Consider the following 17,436-nt stretch of genomic DNA (forward strand, 5'->3'; position numbering starts at 1 on the left):
CTCATTCACCTCGTCATTTGTATGTTATTTTCCCAATCATGCTTTGATTTTACCATTTAACGGACTATCTCTCAAGTCTGCTATATTTATTCCGCGCAGCTGATGAAATCTTATAGTCTTTCGACCAACATGCTTTATGAAGCCATTTCTTTGCCATCTCTATATTCTTTGGAACTCCTTCCCCATCTGCATACATGCTTCCAATCATATATTGTGACCTGTTATGACCCTTCTCTGCTGCTTTTTCCAGCCAGAATGCTGCTTTTTCCTGATTTTTTCGGCAGCCAATTCCTTCATGAAGCACACGACCATATGCATACCAGGCAATTTCACTATTTTCCTCATTCAATGCTGCCTTTCGGTACCACTCTACAGCCTGTGCAGGATTCTTTTCTACACCATCTCCCGTTTCAAGCAGATATGCATATTTCACCTGTGCCCTACAACTTCCCTGTTCTGCAGCTCTCTGCAAATACCACATAGCCTTTTTCTTATCCTTTTCTGTTCCACGCCCCTGTTCATACATACCATGACACATCAGCAATGCATCCGGATAATTCTGCTCTGCAGCCTTTTCAAAATATTCCATTGCCTTCTCATCCTGATTCTCTGAAAGTGCAGTACGACCCAATGTACATTGAGCAGCCGCTGATCCTTCCTGCTCAGCTTTCAACAACCAGAATGTCCATTCCAGGAGCAGATGATCTCCTTCGCATTCTTTCGACAGCAGATACATAGCATCCGCACATCCCCTGTTTGCAGCAACTTCATATAGAAATCGTCTGTCTTCTTTTCCTATATCCGGGCGCTCCGCCAATTTTAAGACTGCTTTTCCAGACCCCAGACGGGCAGCGATCCGGTAACGCATAGTTTTCGCAAGTGCAGAATCATTCTGTTTTTCTTCAAGAAGCATATCTGCTATTTTCAAAAATCCCTGCAGGCCCTCCTTTGTTTTCTGCAGTTCCTGTTTTATTTCCTCCATGTTCTGACAAGTTTCTTCATCCCCCTGCCATTTGGCATGCATCTTTTCAAACAATGGAAGTACATTTTCAATATCCATGACAGACGGAAAATTCTGCAGAGCGCAAAATTCCATGTAAGGCAGCACATTATTTTTATCGCAAGCAAGCAAGTAAAATACCTGAGCCTTTCTTGGATCTGCCCACGTTCCGAGTCCCTGTTCATACATCTTTCCAAGAGCCGCCAAAGCGTCCGGATACATTTTCATTTCTGAAGTACTGAAACATTCCTTCAGGTATACAAATGCTTTCACATAATCTTCCGTCTCATAGGATTCCATTCCCTGACGATACTGTTCTTCCACCGACAATTTCCGAACACATTCCTGCGCCACCGCACGAGCTGATTTTTCTCCTGTTTTCTGGCCGGTAAGCTTCTTTTCGTCCAGAGCCTGAAGCATCCGGATTGCTCCTGCATGCCCCTGCGCAGCTGCTTTTTTCAGCCAGCCACATGCATCCTCTGTATTCATTTCCACACCTTCACCACGACCACGCAGCATACCAAACAGATACTGGGCTTCTATATGACCGGCATCTGCAGCTCGATGCGCCCACAACGCAGCCTGTTTCAAGTCTTCTGCCGTTCCGATCCCTCTGTAATACATAGACGCAAGAAGATACTGAGATTCTATATGACCGGCATTTGCAGCTTTCCGGAACATATAAAATGCACTTCGATCATCTCTGTCTGCTTCCAGACCTGCCTGGAGTGCCAGACCTGCCTTATATGCTGATTCTCCATCTCCCAGATCAGCCACACACTGAGACAAAATAAGAGCGAAAAAAGTCTCGTCTTTTTCTTCCAGATAGGTACTCAGACGCACGCAGGCTTCCCGGCTTCCATTTTCTGCTGCCATGATATACATGTCCTTTGCAGCTTCAAATCCCTGTTCTTCCTCTGTCTTTATTGCCGCCCGATATGCTGCCAGTTCCTTGGGAATCTGCTCTTTTTGTTCATCCTGCTTTTTATCTGTCTTTTTTCTTCCAAATCCAAAAAATCCAAACCCCATAATCATTCCCCTCCCTTCTTGTTTTCTGATTCAAATTCAATCTCAGTCTCTGCAAAAATTTCCTCAGGCACTATCGCCTGCTTCTGTCCATTCGAAAGCATTTCCCGCCATACTGTAACAGGTTCACCGCACTGGATCTGCTGCGAATCCAGTATCTGATCATCTACTGGATGCTTCTCTAAATCTGAGATCTTCAGCACTCCTTCTGCTGTAGATATTTGATAAAATTTCTGATCGGGAACCATCTTCTGGCAAATGTTTCCATCCAACGAAAGAATCCAATCCGGAGCCGGAGACTTCTCTGATGTAAACTGCGCAATTTCCACCACAGATGTTTTCTCACAGAATCCATAGTAAATATGATCAAAGGCCTCATACAACTGTACGATCGTTCCAACAGGAACTGCTTTTAACTCCTCATAAATAACCGGTCTATGTGAAAAATTCAGAATCTTCTTCGCATTATAATCAATCACCAGACCAGCACCTATATACTCTCCTGTATGTATCTTATATCTGACTTTACAGCTGTTTTTTTGCAATCCTTTGTATGTCTCCACCTTCAGATCTCTGGTCTTCAGATTCAGCAGAAGAAGACTGGTCTCGACCTTTTCAAGTTCATTATCTGCAGGTTCCGACTCATTTACATGCAAAATCAGCTTCGGTCCGGCTTCTGCCAGACCACGTGTGAGATCACCAACGCAGTACTTTTCTTCTGGAAAATAAACCCGGCTGTAAAATATCTTTTTTGCTGTCCAGCCCAGCACATAACTGCAGAACTGCGTGTGTCGACAATACATAGAATATGTCTTTACATAATAATCGTTAATTGTCAGCCTGGAACTGCCCTCTGCTTTTGTATGTTCAATTTTATGATACAGTACCGGTGTAAATGGGGCATGTCCCTCTTCAATTGTCCAACTGTTGTACATTCCCTCTGTACTGAACAGAATACCCTTTTTCCCATTTTGCTCTGCTGCACAGATTGCTATAACGTCTTCTTTTTTACATCCCTTTGCGTATCCGTTCAATGCATTTTCCAGCACTTCATCTTTTAAGTTTTCTGCATATTCAATCTTTGGAAAACATCCATCATACTTGCAGATATCTTTATAAACCTGTTTCTCCATTGCCCGAAATACTTCCGGAATAGTCTCCCGCATATTCAACATTTCGCTTACCTCCCATCGTTATTAGAAAAGATCATATCCTGCCTGTTGTTTACTTGTTTTTATCCTCAAATATATACTCTATCTCCCGGCTATCTGACTCCTGATTCCGATACTCTTCGTAATAATCCCCGGGTACATCACTCAGATAATCTTCTAGCCTTCTCTTGTATCTTATCATACAAGCAAAAGGCTATCCAGCATATTTCATTAAGAAATTTTGCAAAATAGAATTTCCGGTAACTATCCGGTCAGACAATATTCGAATCATCATATCGAGCTTCTTAAAGTTTGCCTTTACAGCTTCCAGTGTCTTCAGAAAATCCAGTGTCATGATGAGTGTGACAGTACTGTTTCCGATACCATAACGTGCTTTTGTGGTGCGGTATCCAATACCACTAAGGCGTAATTCAATCACGCCGATGATTGTTGAGTAACTTTGCATGACGGGTCATCTTTTGTTCTCAGTATGATTGCAAGGGCTGGTTCGATCAACTGGGAGGTGATGACAGTCCGCTCGCGGAAGAACTGATACGCTTAAGAGCTGAAAAACAAAATGGATGCCACCTGTGCAATACAGGCTAGCATCCATGTGTTCAGCTTAGTTCGTAAATATGTGTCCAGGATTCTGGGTACATATCATTCACCAGCAGGGTTGATTAGAATTTTTACTTGTAAAGGTCTTCCAGCGTTATCAGCCGAACTTCACCTCGCTCTTGTGCCTGAAGAAGTCCATCTGTGAATCCGCCTTTCGAGAAGATATAGTAGTGATAGTTGTTGCCCTTTCCAAAAACTGAAGCATAATCCCGAATCAAATCGAGTTCATCCACACCGATTTTCTCATTCCGGTATTTGCATGAACCGATGATATAGTCTTTGCCCTCAACAGGAGTTCCGACGATATCAATCTGTATCTGCTTTTTCTTCTTCGGGTCTGTCCCCCACCACTGGCCGATTTCACTCAGCTCAATAGGAAGGCTATCCGAATAATAGAGCAGGTAATCCTGACACATCTTCTCATAAATTAGACCCATGTAATCAGGAAGATACTGCTTTACAGCGTGTGGATAGGTCTTTGCAATTCTGCCAGAGTCAATGGCACTCATATTGATTGGCACAAACCGATACCAGAAACGGAAGAAGTTATCAGCCAGCAGATAGATGGTTTTCTTACCCGGTTTTTCTGTAATCGGTGTTTCTTTCTTCGCAATGCCAAGGTCGATCAGCGTTTTCAGGTACTTCGATACGACCGAGTTTTCCTCGCCGACCTTCATCTTGATATCGTTCATTCGGGAAGCACCTTCTGCAATCGCTTTAATGATTGCATTATAAATGGCCGGCTCCCGGAGTTCCTGCTTCAGTAAGTTCCCCGGTTCCTCATACAGATAGCTGGAGCGGTCAAAGAAATTATCCAACAGAGCTTCATCCACACTATCTCGCACATCCAACTTATTGATATAGTGGGGAACTCCTCCCGTGATTCCATAAATCAGGGAATTGTCTTCTGCAGACAGATTTGGGTTGAACACAGCGGTTTCTTTATAGTCTAGCGGCTCAATCTTAAACTGGCCAGTACGTCTGCCATACAACGGACTTTCCTTTCCAAGCACCTGACTCTCCATGAAGCTCATAGAGGAGCCGCAAAGAAACAGGTACATCTTGGACTCTGTCCATTTGTGGTCGATGATGTGCTGCAGCATCGCTGAAATAGCTGGTTTTGCTTTTGCAAGATAAGGATACTCATCAATGACAAAGACAATCCTCTTTTCCTTTGAAAGTGCTGTCAGCTCATCCAAAGCTGCATCATAGGACCTGAACTCCGGTGCAGACTCCATATCCGGCCGCTCAAAACTCATAATCGACTTTGAGAGAGCTTCCAGATTTTCCTTTCCTGTCGTGTTCAATGCAGAAAAGAAAATGGTAGGCTTATCTTTGCAGAACTCGTTGATCAGTGCCGTTTTACCAACACGCCGTCTGCCATAGATGACAATGCACTCAAACTTATCACCTGCATACCGTTTATTCAGTTTCCGCAGCTCATCCTCACGGCAATAGAATTGACTCATCTGCTCACCTCCAATAATTATACTCGTGAATTAGTAACTCGTAAGTTACTTCTTTACGAGTACAATAAATCAGATAATCTGCAAAGTCAAGTAAAATAAGTCGAACCTTTAGAATCGATCGAAGTCCGACTGACTTGCCAGCTCTTTGTACGAATAGTCGTCATTCTGCCGCTCCGTGAACATATCATTGACCAACCCGATGGTCAGCAGGTCGAGGTCGGCAATGCTGATACCGAGCTGTACACAGCGCAGCAGAAAGAGCGGGGTGGTCATTTCCCGCTCACTTTTTCGAGGTTTTTTCTGGATTCCACCTCCGGCTGCACATTCAGGCCCCACAGTTCGATCAGCTGGGGCAGGATCTGGTAGATGGAGAAGGTGTTGAACTGGTCCAGGAACTCCTCCGGGCTGTCTGGCACATTCGCAGGGTCAGCATGACGGGCCATCAACCATGCCAGGTCCTCGAACATCTCCAGACTGAAAAGGTCGAGGTTGGAATTGTCCTCATCGTTCTCCCCTACGCTCTTTTCCAGCTGGCGCAAGTCTTTGTAAATGTCACGGCCAAACTTGATGCGGTACAGGCGGGGTACAGCGGCACTTGCCTTAAAGGTGACTTCCTTGCCATCGATCTCAATTTTCTTTGTAACTGCCATAATCGTAATCCTCCAAAATTTCATGTAAAATTGGCAGAGCCGAAGCCCTGCCGTATATCGTGTTTCTTACTCTGCCGGGTCAATGCTGACCAGTGCATTACCGCCGCTCACAGTCGGCAGCTTTCCATCCCACTTCTGGATCTTCTGGTACTCGATCAGCGTATCGGACAGGCTTTCTGCCAGTTTGCGGTTTGCATCCGCCTGTGCGTCTGCAGTGATGGAAGTTTTCTGTGCTTCCGCCTCTGCATTGGTGATCGCCACCTGCTTATCCGCTTCTGCCTTGGCAATGGCAGCTTCATTCTCGATCTTCTGCTTATCTGCGTTCTGCTGTGCAATGGACTTCTGCTGGATGGCTTCGTTGTAGGCATCCTCGAAATTCATGTCGTTGACGACGACCTTGTTTACGAACACAACATCCTCACCATATTTCTGCACAAGGGACTCTGCCAGCTTCTGCTGTGCCAGAGGTTCGATCTTGGTGCGGTTGGTTACCTCTTTGGGACCAAGTTCAGCCATTGCAGACTTGATGGCAGATGCCACCAGCTCGTCACCGACCAGATTCTTGATGTCAGACACATGGCGATCGGTGAGAAACCGATCAGACCATTAAACCCCAGCACCGGCACATGGAAGATCTCGTCCCGGCGGAAGTAGAGGTCTTTATTCTGCTCTCCCGGAACTTCATCCGTGTAGGCGTGGTAGATATAGTAGAGCTCACCGCTCTCATCCCGGTCCACTTCGACATTTTCCGGCAAAAGCGGATACAGACCCAGCACCGTGTTCTTGCCATCCCGGACGATCTGTGCGTAAGCGTTGCCCCAGAGGAGCAGGTGGGTCATCAGTGTTTCCCAGAAGACAAAGGATGTCATCTCCGGGTTGGGCTGGCGATACAGAATCTTATACAGCGGATGATCCCGTGCCTTTTCCTTATTGCCGTTATCGTCTGTTACCCGGTAGAGATGCAGCGGCAGTGCCGCAATGGACTCTGCCAGCAGACGGACACAGGCATACACCGTCGGGATCTGCATGGCGGCTTTCTCATCCACCTGCTCCCCGGCATTGGAACGGCCAAACACAAAGGTCTGCCCGGAATCGCGGACGTTATCCGTGACCTGCGGCAGACCTTCTTTTGGCTGTTCTGTTTTGGGAGAATCCCTTGGATTCTCAAACCCCATCCATTCCCAGAATCCCATATTTCAACCAATCCTTTCATAAACAATTGAACAAATATACTTGCTGTGGTATTATAATCATGAATTGCGGTGGTCGTCTTCGGACAACACCTTGAAAGAGCCTGATGCGTCGGGCTCTTTTTTGTCTTTTTTACTGTTTTTCCAGTTCCGGCAGACCGGCAAGGCTGGTACCGAGGGACGCAACACCTGCCACGATCACTGCGCTGCCGACCGCCATCCAGTCCACCGTGCCGCCGGGCATCTGTGTCACGACCAGAGCCGCGCCAGTCTGGAACATCGTCTTTGCAGCACGGATGCCGGCTGCCTTCCACCATTCTGCACTCATCAGATACTTCATAGTTCTTGTCCTCCAAAATCAAAAATGACATGAAAAAAGCACCCTGACTTTTGCCAAGATGCTTCTTCGTACAATGATATTTATTTGGTAACGTAGGTACTCAGCCTTCCGTTTCCTTTTTGCTCAAGTTTTCCTGCTTCGCAAAGTTCCTTAAGCAGTCGGAATGCCTTCGTTGTTCCTGCGCCAATCAAATCCTCCACTTCTTTTCTTGTGATGCTGCCATTTTCCTGCGCATATTGAACAATAAGTTGCTTCTGCTCATTCAGCGAAATATCCTCATCCGCATTATCCGACACTTGCACTTCATTGTTTTGTTCCTCGTTCCTATTCGGAAGTGTCACACGGAAAACTCCTTTTGCTGTTTCAAACTCCGGTTGAAATGGACAAGTTTTATACGCACGTTCGATTTTTCCGATTCCTGTGCCGTAGCTCTCAATCAATCTCATGCGGTAGAAAACAGCCGCAAGATTTGGATTTCTCGATTGTGAAACGCCAAGAAAAATGGATTTCAGCTCCAAACCAGATACAAGACCTCCAAGAGAAACAAATTCAATTCTGTCCTCATAGACATTGACCAGATTGCTTCCACTAAAAGAATAATCGCGATGAACGATGCTGTTCAGCAAAGCCTCTCTTACAGCTTCCTCCGGATAATCTCTCCAATCAGTTCGATCCAGCCCCGAAAATGTTGCTTTCGTTTTGTTGACTAAATCAATAAACTGATAGACATCTTCAAGCTGCCTCAAAATAGATCCTGTGAACTCCTTTCTATCTCGGAATAGTTCTTTGTCCGTTCCTTGAAAGAGAGCAACTTTCGTTGTTGTCTCACACTGATCCGATAGCAACAGCGCAAGATTTGTATACAGGCCATCTTCACCGATCAGTTTGAGAGTTCGCATTTGTGATGGTCCGATTTCAATCGACCTTCTCTGCATCTCTGTTTGGAGAGTATGGAACGTCAATTCCTGCTTCATACTTCTACACAGTTCAAAAGACCTGCCGCTGTTTTGGAGAATCATCTCCCGGATTCCTTCCTCAGTCATTGGCTGTGTAGAACTTCCTTTTCTTACATACACACCGCCAGGTTTCAAACCTTTTTCACGGAGATAGTACGGTCGATTCGTTCCGGTTGTCACATCAATTTCGATAACTTGCTTCTCTTCTATTTCAACTGTGTTGACTCTAACAAACGGCATTATGTCTGGTGCCAGGGAATCTTTCAAAGAATTTACGATTTGGATCATTACCCCATCAGGATCGCCGATACCTAAAACCGATCCATCTTTTCTGACACCAACATAAACCGTGCCGCCCTCTGCATTTGCAAATCCCATCACCTCTTTTCGGATGTCCGGGACATACTCTTGCTTAAATTCGATATTCTGGTTCTCGAATGCTAACACCTTCTGCTCCTTTCTTTCTCGTTTCTTTCTTCTTTCTTTCTCATTGTAAGAGAGAAAGAAAGAAAAGTCAAGAGGTGCAAAAACAAATATTTTGTCGATTAGAAAACGATCATGTCACGTTCATCGTATACACTTCCCTGCTACTGTCCTTCGTTTCGGATGCAACGGTCCAGTGCCATGATCGCAGCGACGATTCCATCGATCTTCTCCGGCGACTTTGCCTTGGTCGGCTTGATGTTGCCAGCCGGGTCGGTATCCACGACCACATTCCCCGCCATCCATGCCATGACCGGGTTGCCGCCATGTATGATTCGTCCTTCCATCAGGAGCTTGTAGAACTCCTTGGTAGGCGGGCTCATATCTTTGAAACCCTGTCCAAAAGGAACTACCGTGAAGCCCATCCCTTCAAGGTTCTGGGTCATCTGCACCGCTCCCCATCTGTCAAAAGCAATCTCTAAAATGTGATAGGTCTTACCCAACTCCTCAATGATCTTCTCAATGAAAACACACCGTTTGGAGCTGTTTGGGAGGTACTTTTCTTAAAAGTTTTTTCTGATTTTTTTCAGAGCACTTTCCAGGCAGTTTCCAACAGAACGGCGACCGATACCAATTTCCTCTGCGATCTCCTGCTGGGTCATACCTTTATAGAAGTAGAGCTGGACCACTTCCATCTGACGCTCGGTCAGCTTGCTCATGGCAGCATACAGACGGCGCAGTTCCTTGTCTGCCAGCATCTCGGCATTGTCTTCATCCAAAAAGTCCACCATAATAGAAGCGGACCAGTCAGAGCCATCGCATTCCAGCGGCACCGGCTCAAACTTTGCAGCAGTTTTACTGAGGTTGTGTTCCATACGCTTCTCCCCTTCCATCAGAAGGCGCAGACTCCACTCGGCATCCTCGAAAGTCTCTGCCGGCACGATCTGATGTGTGCCATCGGTGAAGTCGTAGCGGTAATCGCCGCAGCGTTCCACGGCCATGACAGTGTGGGCACTGTCCACCTCATAGACTGCATAGCCGTTTTCATAGGCCGTCAGCTTTGCACCATTCACGCTCGTGCGGGCTACTGCCACCGGGTTCATCTCCATGAGAGTCTTGAAAGTCGGGAGCTTCTTCTCCACTACAGTGTCGATCATTCCTTTCAGCTCACGCAGAGTGATGTGTGCATTCAGAGCCACCTGCTCTGCAGCCTGTGCCGCGCTTGCTGCCATCTGGCTGACTGCCACCTGCGGCTGATGGGTTTCCATCACACCTACTCCACCGTTGATTGCTACTGCTCCAGTCATCATGTTCATCATTGTTTTGTCCTTTCCCCCGGACTTCTGAGAGGGAAGGATACTGAAAGCTCTGGCTTTAAAGAACACACATGGCAGATTCGCGGCATACTCATGAAACGGACAGACTCTGCGGTCAAAAGGCGCAAAAAGCCCGATTCTAAAGAAGGTTAGAATGATCCCATGTTCAGTCCTCCAGCTCCAGCAAATAACTCTGCTGTGCTGTCATATTGCTTATGGTATCCTTCGCCTGCTCTAGAATCGGGCTTCGATATTTTTTTAATTTGTCCGAGGTACTGCCGACAGGTGCTTTCGTTTTGGCTCTGTGGGCTTTTCCCTTGAACTGTTTATAGTCTACCAGTTGGAAAGGCTCTTGCAAATGGCAGATAAGCCACACTTCTGTGGCGAATTCGCCACATTTTCATATCGACTCTGTGAAAGCCCTATATCGGCAGTAAAAAAGGCAAAAAAATACCGCACAGACACTTTTGATCTGTACGGTACTTAACCAGCCATAGCCACATGACTTTCTTGGAACAAGAACGCATCAATGGTTTCTTTTACCATGCGCCGCTCGACACCTCGACCCGCTTACTACAAATCTGGTCGTAGCAGATTCCTCTCGCACTGAGAAAACTATCTGTCTCGCTGTGTCTCCTTCCCTGAAAGCCTATGGCATTCCAGGTCGCGCCAGACTGTTCGAGGTCGTGCAGAAGGTCAAAGAGGTCAATGCGAATCGGTTAAGGGAAGCGGTACGATTAAGAAAAGCTATGTATAAGGACGGTAAACCATCCTTCTCCTCTGCTTCCTATGATTCCTTATCGCTTGCCGCCGACCCGTCACTCGAACTCTCTTACCTTGTTGCACCACCCCGGATGGCATATTATGAAAAGGTGTCGCGGCAGATTTATGGCATCTATCTGAAATACATCGCACCAGAGGACATCGTGGTATATTCCATCGACGAGGTGTTCATCGATGCCACCTCGTACCTATCCCACTATAATATGACCGCACACGACCTTGCCATGACAATGATCCGGGAAGTGCTTTATACGACCGGCATCACTGCCACCGCCGGGATTGGTACCAATCTATATCTGGCGAAGCTGGCAATGGACATCACTGCCAAACACGCTGCGCCTGACAAGGACGGAGTCCGCATCGCTGAACTGGATAAAGAGAGCTTCCGCTATCTCCTCTGGGATCACAAGCCGCTCACAGACTTCTGGATGACTGGTCCCGGTACCGTCAAGCGACTAGAAAAGCACGGCATCCATACGATGGGCGAGCTGGCCTATTTCAGCACCGTCAATCAGGATATCTTATATAAGGAATTCGGTGTTGACTCCGAACTGCTGATTGATCATGCTTGGGGGCTGGAATCCTGCGGTATGAAAGAGATCAAGGCCTACAAGCCCAGCACCAACAGCATCTCCGAAGGTCAGGTACTCTCCTGCCCTTACCCATATGACAAAGCCAGAATCATTGTCATGGAGATGGCTGACAGCTTAGTATTACAGTTGACGGACAAAGGTCTGGTTACGGACAGCCTGACACTAGATGTGGGCTATGACCGTGAAAACTGTGACAGCGGCAAGTACAGAGGTCCGGTACACATTGACCACTACGGCCGCACTGTTCCGAAAGGTGCTCATGGCAGCACAAAACTGGATAATCCGACCAACCTCGGAAGCACCCTGATCTCTGCCACAACTGAGCTGTTCGAGAGAATAGCTGATAAAACCCTGACGGTAAGACGGATCACAATCGCTGCCAACCGTGTGATCAAAGATGAGGGATTCTTCCAAGTTGACCTATTCACTGACACGACCAAGTTGGAAAAAGAGAAAAAGCTGCAAAATGCGATGCTGGGTCTCAAGAAGAAGTTCGGCAAGAACGCCGTACTAAAAGGAACCAACTATCTGGATGGTGCAACGATGAGAGAAAGAAATCAGCAGATAGGCGGCCACAAGGTCAAGTAAGGAGGGAGAACATGGACTACAAGAACACACCGGAAGGCAGGGCCGTCCAAAGTAAGTATGGCAAAATACTCCATGCTTCCCGCCCGGAGCCACCACATAATCATCCCCGGATGCCGATGTCCAATCGTGCTAAAATCTTCTCTCCGTTTGCCGCCCTACGAGGCTATGAGGATGAGATTGCTTCTGAAGGCAGAGATCATCTCAAAGGAAATAGAATCGAGCTGTCTAAAGAAGGCAAGGAAGTTCTAAATCAAAAGATCAGCCAGCTTCAGAAAGGTCAAGAGATCACAATAAAATATTTCACGGACGGCTACTATGAAGATATAGCCGGAGTACTGGATGTTGTGGATACGATAACCAAAGAACTGCGAATCTACACAGGCTTTATAAATGATACCGGCAAAGAGCTGCCGACCATTATTGCATTTGAGGATATATTAGAGATTGGGGTGAATACGACTTGAACTACTACTTTTGCGATTTCTGCCGCTACTGCTTCTCTGCTGAGAAACTGCCGGATCGATGCCCCGACTGCGGAGCGGTAGCACACGATAATAAAAAGGCAGTACGGCCGGCGAGTAAAACGGAAATCGAGGAATTGCTCAAAATACAGAAAGAAGATAAGGAGGACACACAAAATGAAAGCACATAAATATTGGTCACTCGGCGCACTTGCCTGCATGGCAGGATGCTTCTACACGGGCTGCAAAAAGCTGATGCAGGCTCACAAGTATTTCGCTTGCGGCTCTCTGGTCTGCATGGGTATGGCAATCTACTCTGGTCACAAAATCGCACCGAAGAAGAAAAAAGCTGAAAAGCCTGAATAATGAGAACACACGCCCCCGCCGTAACAAGCGAGGGCTTTTTTGAACTCTAGGAGTTCATTTTATTTCCGTCACAAACTATACGCTTCCATCATAAGTCGTATCCCGACTTTCAGTCCTTCCTCAAAAGCGGTCTTCTCCCATGCGCAGCACACCGTTCCCTGCCGGTCCATGATCTTCTCCCAAAGCGGAATCTTATCTCCGACGTAGTCATCTACAAGCCTATCCATTCCTTCCAAGCCACGCAGCCACTCTTCAAGTTCCTTTTCCTTGGCCTTTGCTGCTTTCCCGGCAACTGTGTTTTTCTCTACTGGGTTGTTCTCCGTGTAATGCTCGTAGATCAGATCCAGCAGATTCTCCACTGGCGGGTAATACTCCGGCTCTGTTTTCTTCAAATACTCCTCCAGCATTTCCTTCAATTTTTCTATAATGCTACCATCCTTCCCAACTGAGATTCACATCCTCAGTTACGGCACATCTTACCGTAGACTTTTGCACATAGCAACCTATTTTTTGCGGTCTTTAGGATGCCCCATCTTCTCCTTCACTTCATCCGGCACATTGATCAATCCGAACCAATAGAACATTCCGTAGATGTAAGTCACTCCCCGGATATCGCCCAGAGCTTTCGGGCGGTCTACCACTTCTCCTTTAATATTCTTCAGCGCCAAAACTATAGAACTCCATGCCAGGCTTTTACTGTTCTCCCGCCTGTCAATCCACAGTTCTTTCGTATACTCGCCGTTCCTGCCTTTTTTAATTTGGTAAGAGAATGGCAACCCGGAGTAAGTTTTGAATTTCACACCAGCATAAGCCAAAACCACTCCCCAAAAGTTTTCTTCTGTCGGATCAGCCCTCCACCGCTTCATCGCTCTATATCTCCGCTGCCGCTCTGCTCCGACACTGATCTTCCCTTTTTCTGCTGTGCTTGGGAAGTACACACCTTTCCGATATGGCAGGTACGAGGTGACGGAGGCTTTGGAAAGTTTCAGAGTGTTTGCAGTTGAGAGTATAGAGGTTTTGTAGTCTTGTGTTTCACGGTATTCTTGAAAGGTAGCTTGCACCTTCTCCGCCACTTCAGATTCATACACACCGGCCGTGATGAGCAGCTTCCGTACCTTGATGGGATTTAATCCCAACTCATCTCCGATGGCCTGCAAGGACATCTCAGAATCATAAAGTGCCACAGCACTTTCCATCTGCTCTTTCAGATTTTTCCCGGCATCGTACTCCGGCTTCAGCTTCTTTCGGCCTCCACCGGGCTTCCGAGATTTATACGCTCTTTTCTTTCCCATGCTTATTCGTGCAGCTCCAGCGGCAGACCATCCGGATCATGGAAGAAAGTCATCTTCTTTCCGGTATAATCGTCAACACGAATCGGCTCACATTCAATGCCTACCTCTGCCAGCTCATTCACCGTCTGTTCCACGCTATCAACGCAGAACGCAAGGTGACGTAGGCCACAGGCCTCCGGGCGGTTCACACGCTTCGGCGGATTTTCCTCTGCGAAAATCTCCAGCTCCGTGTGTTCATTGACACGAAGATCCAGCTTCCAGTCCTTACGCTCCGGGCGGTAGTTTTCCCGGATGACAGCAAAGCCCAGCTTGTTCACATAGAACTCCCTTGCGACTTCGTAGTCGGATACGATGATCGCGATGTGGTGTATTTTAGATAAGTTCATTTTTCTCACGCTCCATTTCTTTTATTTCTATTCAATGTTTATTTTCGTCACAAACTATATATCAACCTTCAAAAAATACCGAGTGTACTCCTGGAGTTCAGTTTGTCCACACGGCATTTATTTTTTTCTCGGTTTTCTTGGTTATTTCAGCTTAGCGAGGATCTCATCGGCACTCATGCCACCGGCAAGCAATTTCTTCAGGACGGATTCCGCCTCTGCTTTCTTTGCTTCCTCTGCGGCCTTAGCATCTTCCCTTGCCTTCTTCGCTTCCAGGGATGCCACTTCTTTTTCGACCTTCTTCAGAGCAGTCTTCTTCTCTTTCAGAGTGTTCTTCTGCTCTTCAATCGCTTTCTGGATGGATGCGATCTCGGTATTCAGAGACGCAATAGTCTCCTGCTTCTCCGCAATCTGAGATGCGTAGTCGTTGGTGGTATTGATTTTGGGACGGTTTTTGCTGCCTTTCGTTCTGGGCATAGGTGATAACCTCTTTCCTTTTATAGTTGTTTAAGTATAGCACTGTGTTAGGGTGAGGGCAATATCACTTCTTGCTCTCTTTCAGCATCCGTAACTTCATACGCCCATCAAGTATTTCACCTAAAACTGCAGAATCATTCGTCGCTAGATAATCCTGAATTTTCAAGCCGAAATAGCTTTCCTTTAACTCTGGAAACTTCTCCAACAAAATTCTAAAGCCTCGGCACGTACTTTCTGGTGTATCCAATAAACTGTTCTCTCGAACTTCTTCATCCCAACAATCCAGAAATTCTTGAACACACTGTCGTGTGGTATCCGACACGTGAGGCACTGGCACGCCCCATCTGAATCTTTCAAGATACCTATCAATCTCAAATTTTATTGGCATTCTTTTTTCCTTCATTGCGGCGTTTCTTTTCTCACATCTCAGCCGATCATAAGATCGTTGCCTGCTGCTCACCACGAAGAGGTGTGTGATTATTACGAGCAGCGTAGGGAGCTACCGCTCCCAGTATATCACAATTTCATCCAGTTTTACAGACGCTTTCGTCCCTTCATCGCCGCACAGTAGATCAATCCGCCTAGCACTCCGCCGACTGTGTTATAGAAGATGTCCGATAGCTGAAATGTACCCAAGCGAAGCAATAATTGTAGCATCTCTATGCTTATCGAGAAGATAAATGCTATCTTCCGGCTTTGCCATAGGATCTTCTTCCAGCCGTTTCCTATCTTTTCTTCGAATGTCCACATCACTACCGCTGAAAACGGTACCATCATGATCACGTTCTCGATGCACTCGGTGGTCAACTTCTGTTCGCCGTTCACTGTCTCCCAGATGCCCCAACCGCCCATGACATCAGATAAAGGATTCATCCACAGCTGACGGTTCAGCAATGTGCGGAACAGAATAAGAGAAGTCACAAAGGCCAGGAAGAATAGTTTTCTGAAGAACACGCTCTCTTTAAACTTCTGATACCATGTCACTATGGCATTTTTCCAACCTTTGCCAGCATGTATTGGCTCATACGTATACAAGTAGAAAAACATGGCTAGGAAGGAAAGCAGGAGTGAAAATCCGAATGGCTCATACAGAGCAGTCAAGATGTTTGTGAGGATCTTTCCGAGTAAATCAATCGTTTCTTTCATCGTCGTTTACAGATCACTGAACAAGTCAGCCTTGTACACACCGTTCTCCAGCATCTTCTTAAAGCTGTCCTTTACGGCCGCAACATCTTCATGGTAGGTCATGCCGTACCAGGTGTCGTTGGTCTTCAGAACCTTCACAGACATCTTGCCCTGCTCCAGCAGCTCACCGATGAAAATCGGAATCAGATACTCCGCTTTCAGCGGATTCTCAGGTACTTCCTTCTCGAAAAACTCTTTAAAACCCTGCTCCAGAACATCCAGAAAATCAGAAGTCAATCCCCACATGTTCATAGATACCAGAGAATTTACATCCACAGCCACTCCGTCTGTTTCTGCTCCAGTTGCAGTCTTTACAATATTCTTGGTTTCTACAACTTCAGTCAAGTTGTTATCCTCATCCATCTTGCAGATACCGCGAGTCACACCGCCATTATCAGACAGTGTGTTCTTCAGCACAAAGCCAGCCATGCAAGACTTGCCGCCATTCACCAGATACTCATGAACAGCCTTGAAGCCTTCCTTGCCATAGTAATCATCTGCATTGATAACGATGAACGGGGTATCAAGAACTTCCTTTGCAGCAAGCACAGCCTGACCGGTTCCCCACGGCTTTGTCCGGCCTTCTGGCAGAGTTCCCGGGATATCATTGATATCCTGGAAAGCATAGTCCACAGTTACATTATGAGAAGAGCAAATGGAGGCAATGCGATCACCGATAACCTCTTTAAACTCCTTCTCGATATCCTTACGGATGATAAATACTACATGGTTGAAGCCTGCCTCAATTGCGTCATGGATGGAATAGTCCATAATGATATGTCCAGCATCATCCACCGGCTCCAATTGTTTAATTCCCGTTCCGAAGCGGCTACCGATACCAGCAGCCATGATAAGTAATGTTGTTTTCATCCTCTCTCCTTTCCATGCCTTGAAGCCTACTCAACGTGCCTTCCACAAAGATTTTTGTGATTATTAAAGCAGCGCCAGTAGCCTATGCTCTCATTTTCGTTTATAGTTTCTTTAGAAAAAAATTATTTCTTCTTCATGGGGTCTGACCCCAATGGAACCCAATAATATTCTCCTAATTACCTAGACTATCCTCGCTGTCGGACCCTATTCCTTATTTCACATGCTATGTTCCATCCTATCGCAGATCAAATTAACCTCCTCACGAAAATTCTTCCGATAGTTTTCTAAATCATAGACAG

The 17,436-nt window shown here is 46.4% G+C and carries 21 protein-coding genes and 2 pseudogenes; 3 read left to right on the forward strand and 20 right to left on the reverse strand.

Annotated features, from left to right (window positions below; all coding sequences use genetic code 11):
* Positions 1–64: 64 nt before the first annotated feature.
* The 13 genes and pseudogenes from ACZMB2_RS09565 to ACZMB2_RS09625 all read right to left on the reverse strand — a co-directional run bounded on the left by ACZMB2_RS09565 (position 65) and on the right by ACZMB2_RS09625 (position 10,497).
* Positions 65–2,029: a tetratricopeptide repeat protein gene (locus ACZMB2_RS09565; RefSeq protein ID WP_487596567.1), complete on the reverse strand. Its 1,965-nt coding sequence runs from the start codon at positions 2,027–2,029 to the stop codon at positions 65–67.
* Positions 2,030–2,031: 2 nt separating this feature from the next.
* Positions 2,032–3,201, reverse strand: a complete 1,170-nt coding sequence (locus ACZMB2_RS09570) for a hypothetical protein (RefSeq protein ID WP_487596568.1) — start codon at positions 3,199–3,201, stop codon at positions 2,032–2,034.
* A 190-nt stretch (positions 3,202–3,391) separates the two neighbouring features.
* The gene (locus tag ACZMB2_RS09575) at positions 3,392–3,616 is read right to left on the reverse strand and encodes a hypothetical protein (protein ID WP_487596569.1); all 225 of its coding nucleotides are present in this window, start codon (positions 3,614–3,616) and stop codon (positions 3,392–3,394) included.
* A 250-nt stretch (positions 3,617–3,866) separates the two neighbouring features.
* Positions 3,867–5,264, reverse strand: a complete 1,398-nt coding sequence (locus ACZMB2_RS09580) for an ATP-binding protein (RefSeq protein ID WP_487596570.1) — start codon at positions 5,262–5,264, stop codon at positions 3,867–3,869.
* 108 nt (positions 5,265–5,372) lie between these two features.
* Entirely contained in the window at positions 5,373–5,537 is a 165-nt protein-coding gene (locus ACZMB2_RS09585; protein WP_166433727.1) for a hypothetical protein, read from the reverse strand.
* Complete coding sequence (locus ACZMB2_RS09590) at positions 5,534–5,914, reverse strand: hypothetical protein (protein WP_487596571.1); 381 nt, start codon at positions 5,912–5,914, stop codon at positions 5,534–5,536. The genes ACZMB2_RS09585 and ACZMB2_RS09590 overlap by 4 nt, the downstream gene beginning before the upstream one ends.
* A gap of 66 nt (positions 5,915–5,980) precedes the next feature.
* Positions 5,981–6,430 (reverse strand): SPFH domain-containing protein, encoded by a 450-nt coding sequence (locus ACZMB2_RS09595; protein ID WP_487596572.1) that lies wholly within the window; start codon positions 6,428–6,430, stop codon positions 5,981–5,983.
* Complete coding sequence (locus ACZMB2_RS09600) at positions 6,403–7,107, reverse strand: phage portal protein (RefSeq protein ID WP_487596573.1); 705 nt, start codon at positions 7,105–7,107, stop codon at positions 6,403–6,405. Before ACZMB2_RS09600 ends, ACZMB2_RS09595 begins: the two co-directional genes overlap by 28 nt.
* Positions 7,108–7,237: 130 nt before the next feature.
* A complete protein-coding gene (locus tag ACZMB2_RS09605) occupies positions 7,238–7,444 on the reverse strand; it encodes a holin (RefSeq protein ID WP_487596574.1) in 207 nt (68 codons plus the stop codon).
* A gap of 80 nt (positions 7,445–7,524) precedes the next feature.
* Entirely contained in the window at positions 7,525–8,847 is a 1,323-nt protein-coding gene (locus ACZMB2_RS09610; protein WP_487596575.1) for an RNA-binding domain-containing protein, read from the reverse strand.
* 140 nt (positions 8,848–8,987) lie between these two features.
* A pseudogene (locus ACZMB2_RS09615) lies at positions 8,988–9,350 on the reverse strand (terminase TerL endonuclease subunit); the annotation flags it as partial.
* A gap of 36 nt (positions 9,351–9,386) precedes the next feature.
* Positions 9,387–10,142, reverse strand: a complete 756-nt coding sequence (locus ACZMB2_RS09620) for a sigma-70 family RNA polymerase sigma factor (RefSeq protein ID WP_487596576.1) — start codon at positions 10,140–10,142, stop codon at positions 9,387–9,389.
* Positions 10,143–10,305: 163 nt separating this feature from the next.
* Positions 10,306–10,497 carry a hypothetical protein gene (locus ACZMB2_RS09625; protein ID WP_487596577.1) on the reverse strand — a complete coding sequence of 64 codons (192 nt, stop codon included), beginning with the start codon at positions 10,495–10,497 and terminating at the stop codon, positions 10,306–10,308.
* 187 nt (positions 10,498–10,684) lie between these two features.
* Here ACZMB2_RS09625 and ACZMB2_RS09630 point away from each other — a divergent pair.
* The 3 genes and pseudogenes from ACZMB2_RS09630 to ACZMB2_RS09640 all read left to right on the forward strand — a co-directional run.
* A pseudogene (locus tag ACZMB2_RS09630) lies at positions 10,685–12,103 on the forward strand (Y-family DNA polymerase); the annotation flags it as partial.
* A gap of 11 nt (positions 12,104–12,114) precedes the next feature.
* Complete coding sequence (locus tag ACZMB2_RS09635) at positions 12,115–12,567, forward strand: YolD-like family protein (protein ID WP_487596578.1); 453 nt, start codon at positions 12,115–12,117, stop codon at positions 12,565–12,567.
* Between the two features lie 174 nt (positions 12,568–12,741).
* The gene (locus ACZMB2_RS09640; protein WP_118301387.1) at positions 12,742–12,930 is read left to right on the forward strand and encodes a DUF6219 family protein; all 189 of its coding nucleotides are present in this window, start codon (positions 12,742–12,744) and stop codon (positions 12,928–12,930) included.
* Between the two features lie 68 nt (positions 12,931–12,998).
* On the opposite strand, the gene ACZMB2_RS09645 is transcribed toward ACZMB2_RS09640, so the two are convergent.
* The 7 genes from ACZMB2_RS09645 to ACZMB2_RS09675 all read right to left on the reverse strand — a co-directional run bounded on the left by ACZMB2_RS09645 (position 12,999) and on the right by ACZMB2_RS09675 (position 17,137).
* A complete protein-coding gene (locus ACZMB2_RS09645) occupies positions 12,999–13,322 on the reverse strand; it encodes a hypothetical protein (protein WP_487596579.1) in 324 nt (107 codons plus the stop codon).
* A 111-nt stretch (positions 13,323–13,433) separates the two neighbouring features.
* Positions 13,434–14,222 (reverse strand): hypothetical protein, encoded by a 789-nt coding sequence (locus ACZMB2_RS09650; protein ID WP_487596580.1) that lies wholly within the window; start codon positions 14,220–14,222, stop codon positions 13,434–13,436.
* 2 nt (positions 14,223–14,224) lie between these two features.
* The gene (gene gloA2, locus ACZMB2_RS09655) at positions 14,225–14,608 is read right to left on the reverse strand and encodes an SMU1112c/YaeR family gloxylase I-like metalloprotein (protein WP_487596581.1); all 384 of its coding nucleotides are present in this window, start codon (positions 14,606–14,608) and stop codon (positions 14,225–14,227) included.
* Positions 14,609–14,749: 141 nt separating this feature from the next.
* Positions 14,750–15,082, reverse strand: coding sequence for a PilN family protein (locus tag ACZMB2_RS09660; RefSeq protein WP_487596582.1), 333 nt, complete (start codon positions 15,080–15,082; stop codon positions 14,750–14,752).
* Positions 15,083–15,146: 64 nt separating this feature from the next.
* Positions 15,147–15,485, reverse strand: a complete 339-nt coding sequence (locus tag ACZMB2_RS09665; RefSeq protein ID WP_487596583.1) for a hypothetical protein — start codon at positions 15,483–15,485, stop codon at positions 15,147–15,149.
* A gap of 131 nt (positions 15,486–15,616) precedes the next feature.
* On the reverse strand, positions 15,617–16,228 hold the full coding sequence (locus ACZMB2_RS09670; RefSeq protein WP_487596584.1) for a VanZ family protein: 612 nt from the start codon (positions 16,226–16,228) through the stop codon (positions 15,617–15,619).
* Positions 16,229–16,234: 6 nt separating this feature from the next.
* Positions 16,235–17,137 carry a sugar phosphate nucleotidyltransferase gene (locus ACZMB2_RS09675; protein WP_487596585.1) on the reverse strand — a complete coding sequence of 301 codons (903 nt, stop codon included), beginning with the start codon at positions 17,135–17,137 and terminating at the stop codon, positions 16,235–16,237.
* Positions 17,138–17,436 lie beyond the last annotated feature (299 nt).

The sequence above is a fragment of the Hominiventricola sp. genome (assembly GCF_057604405.1).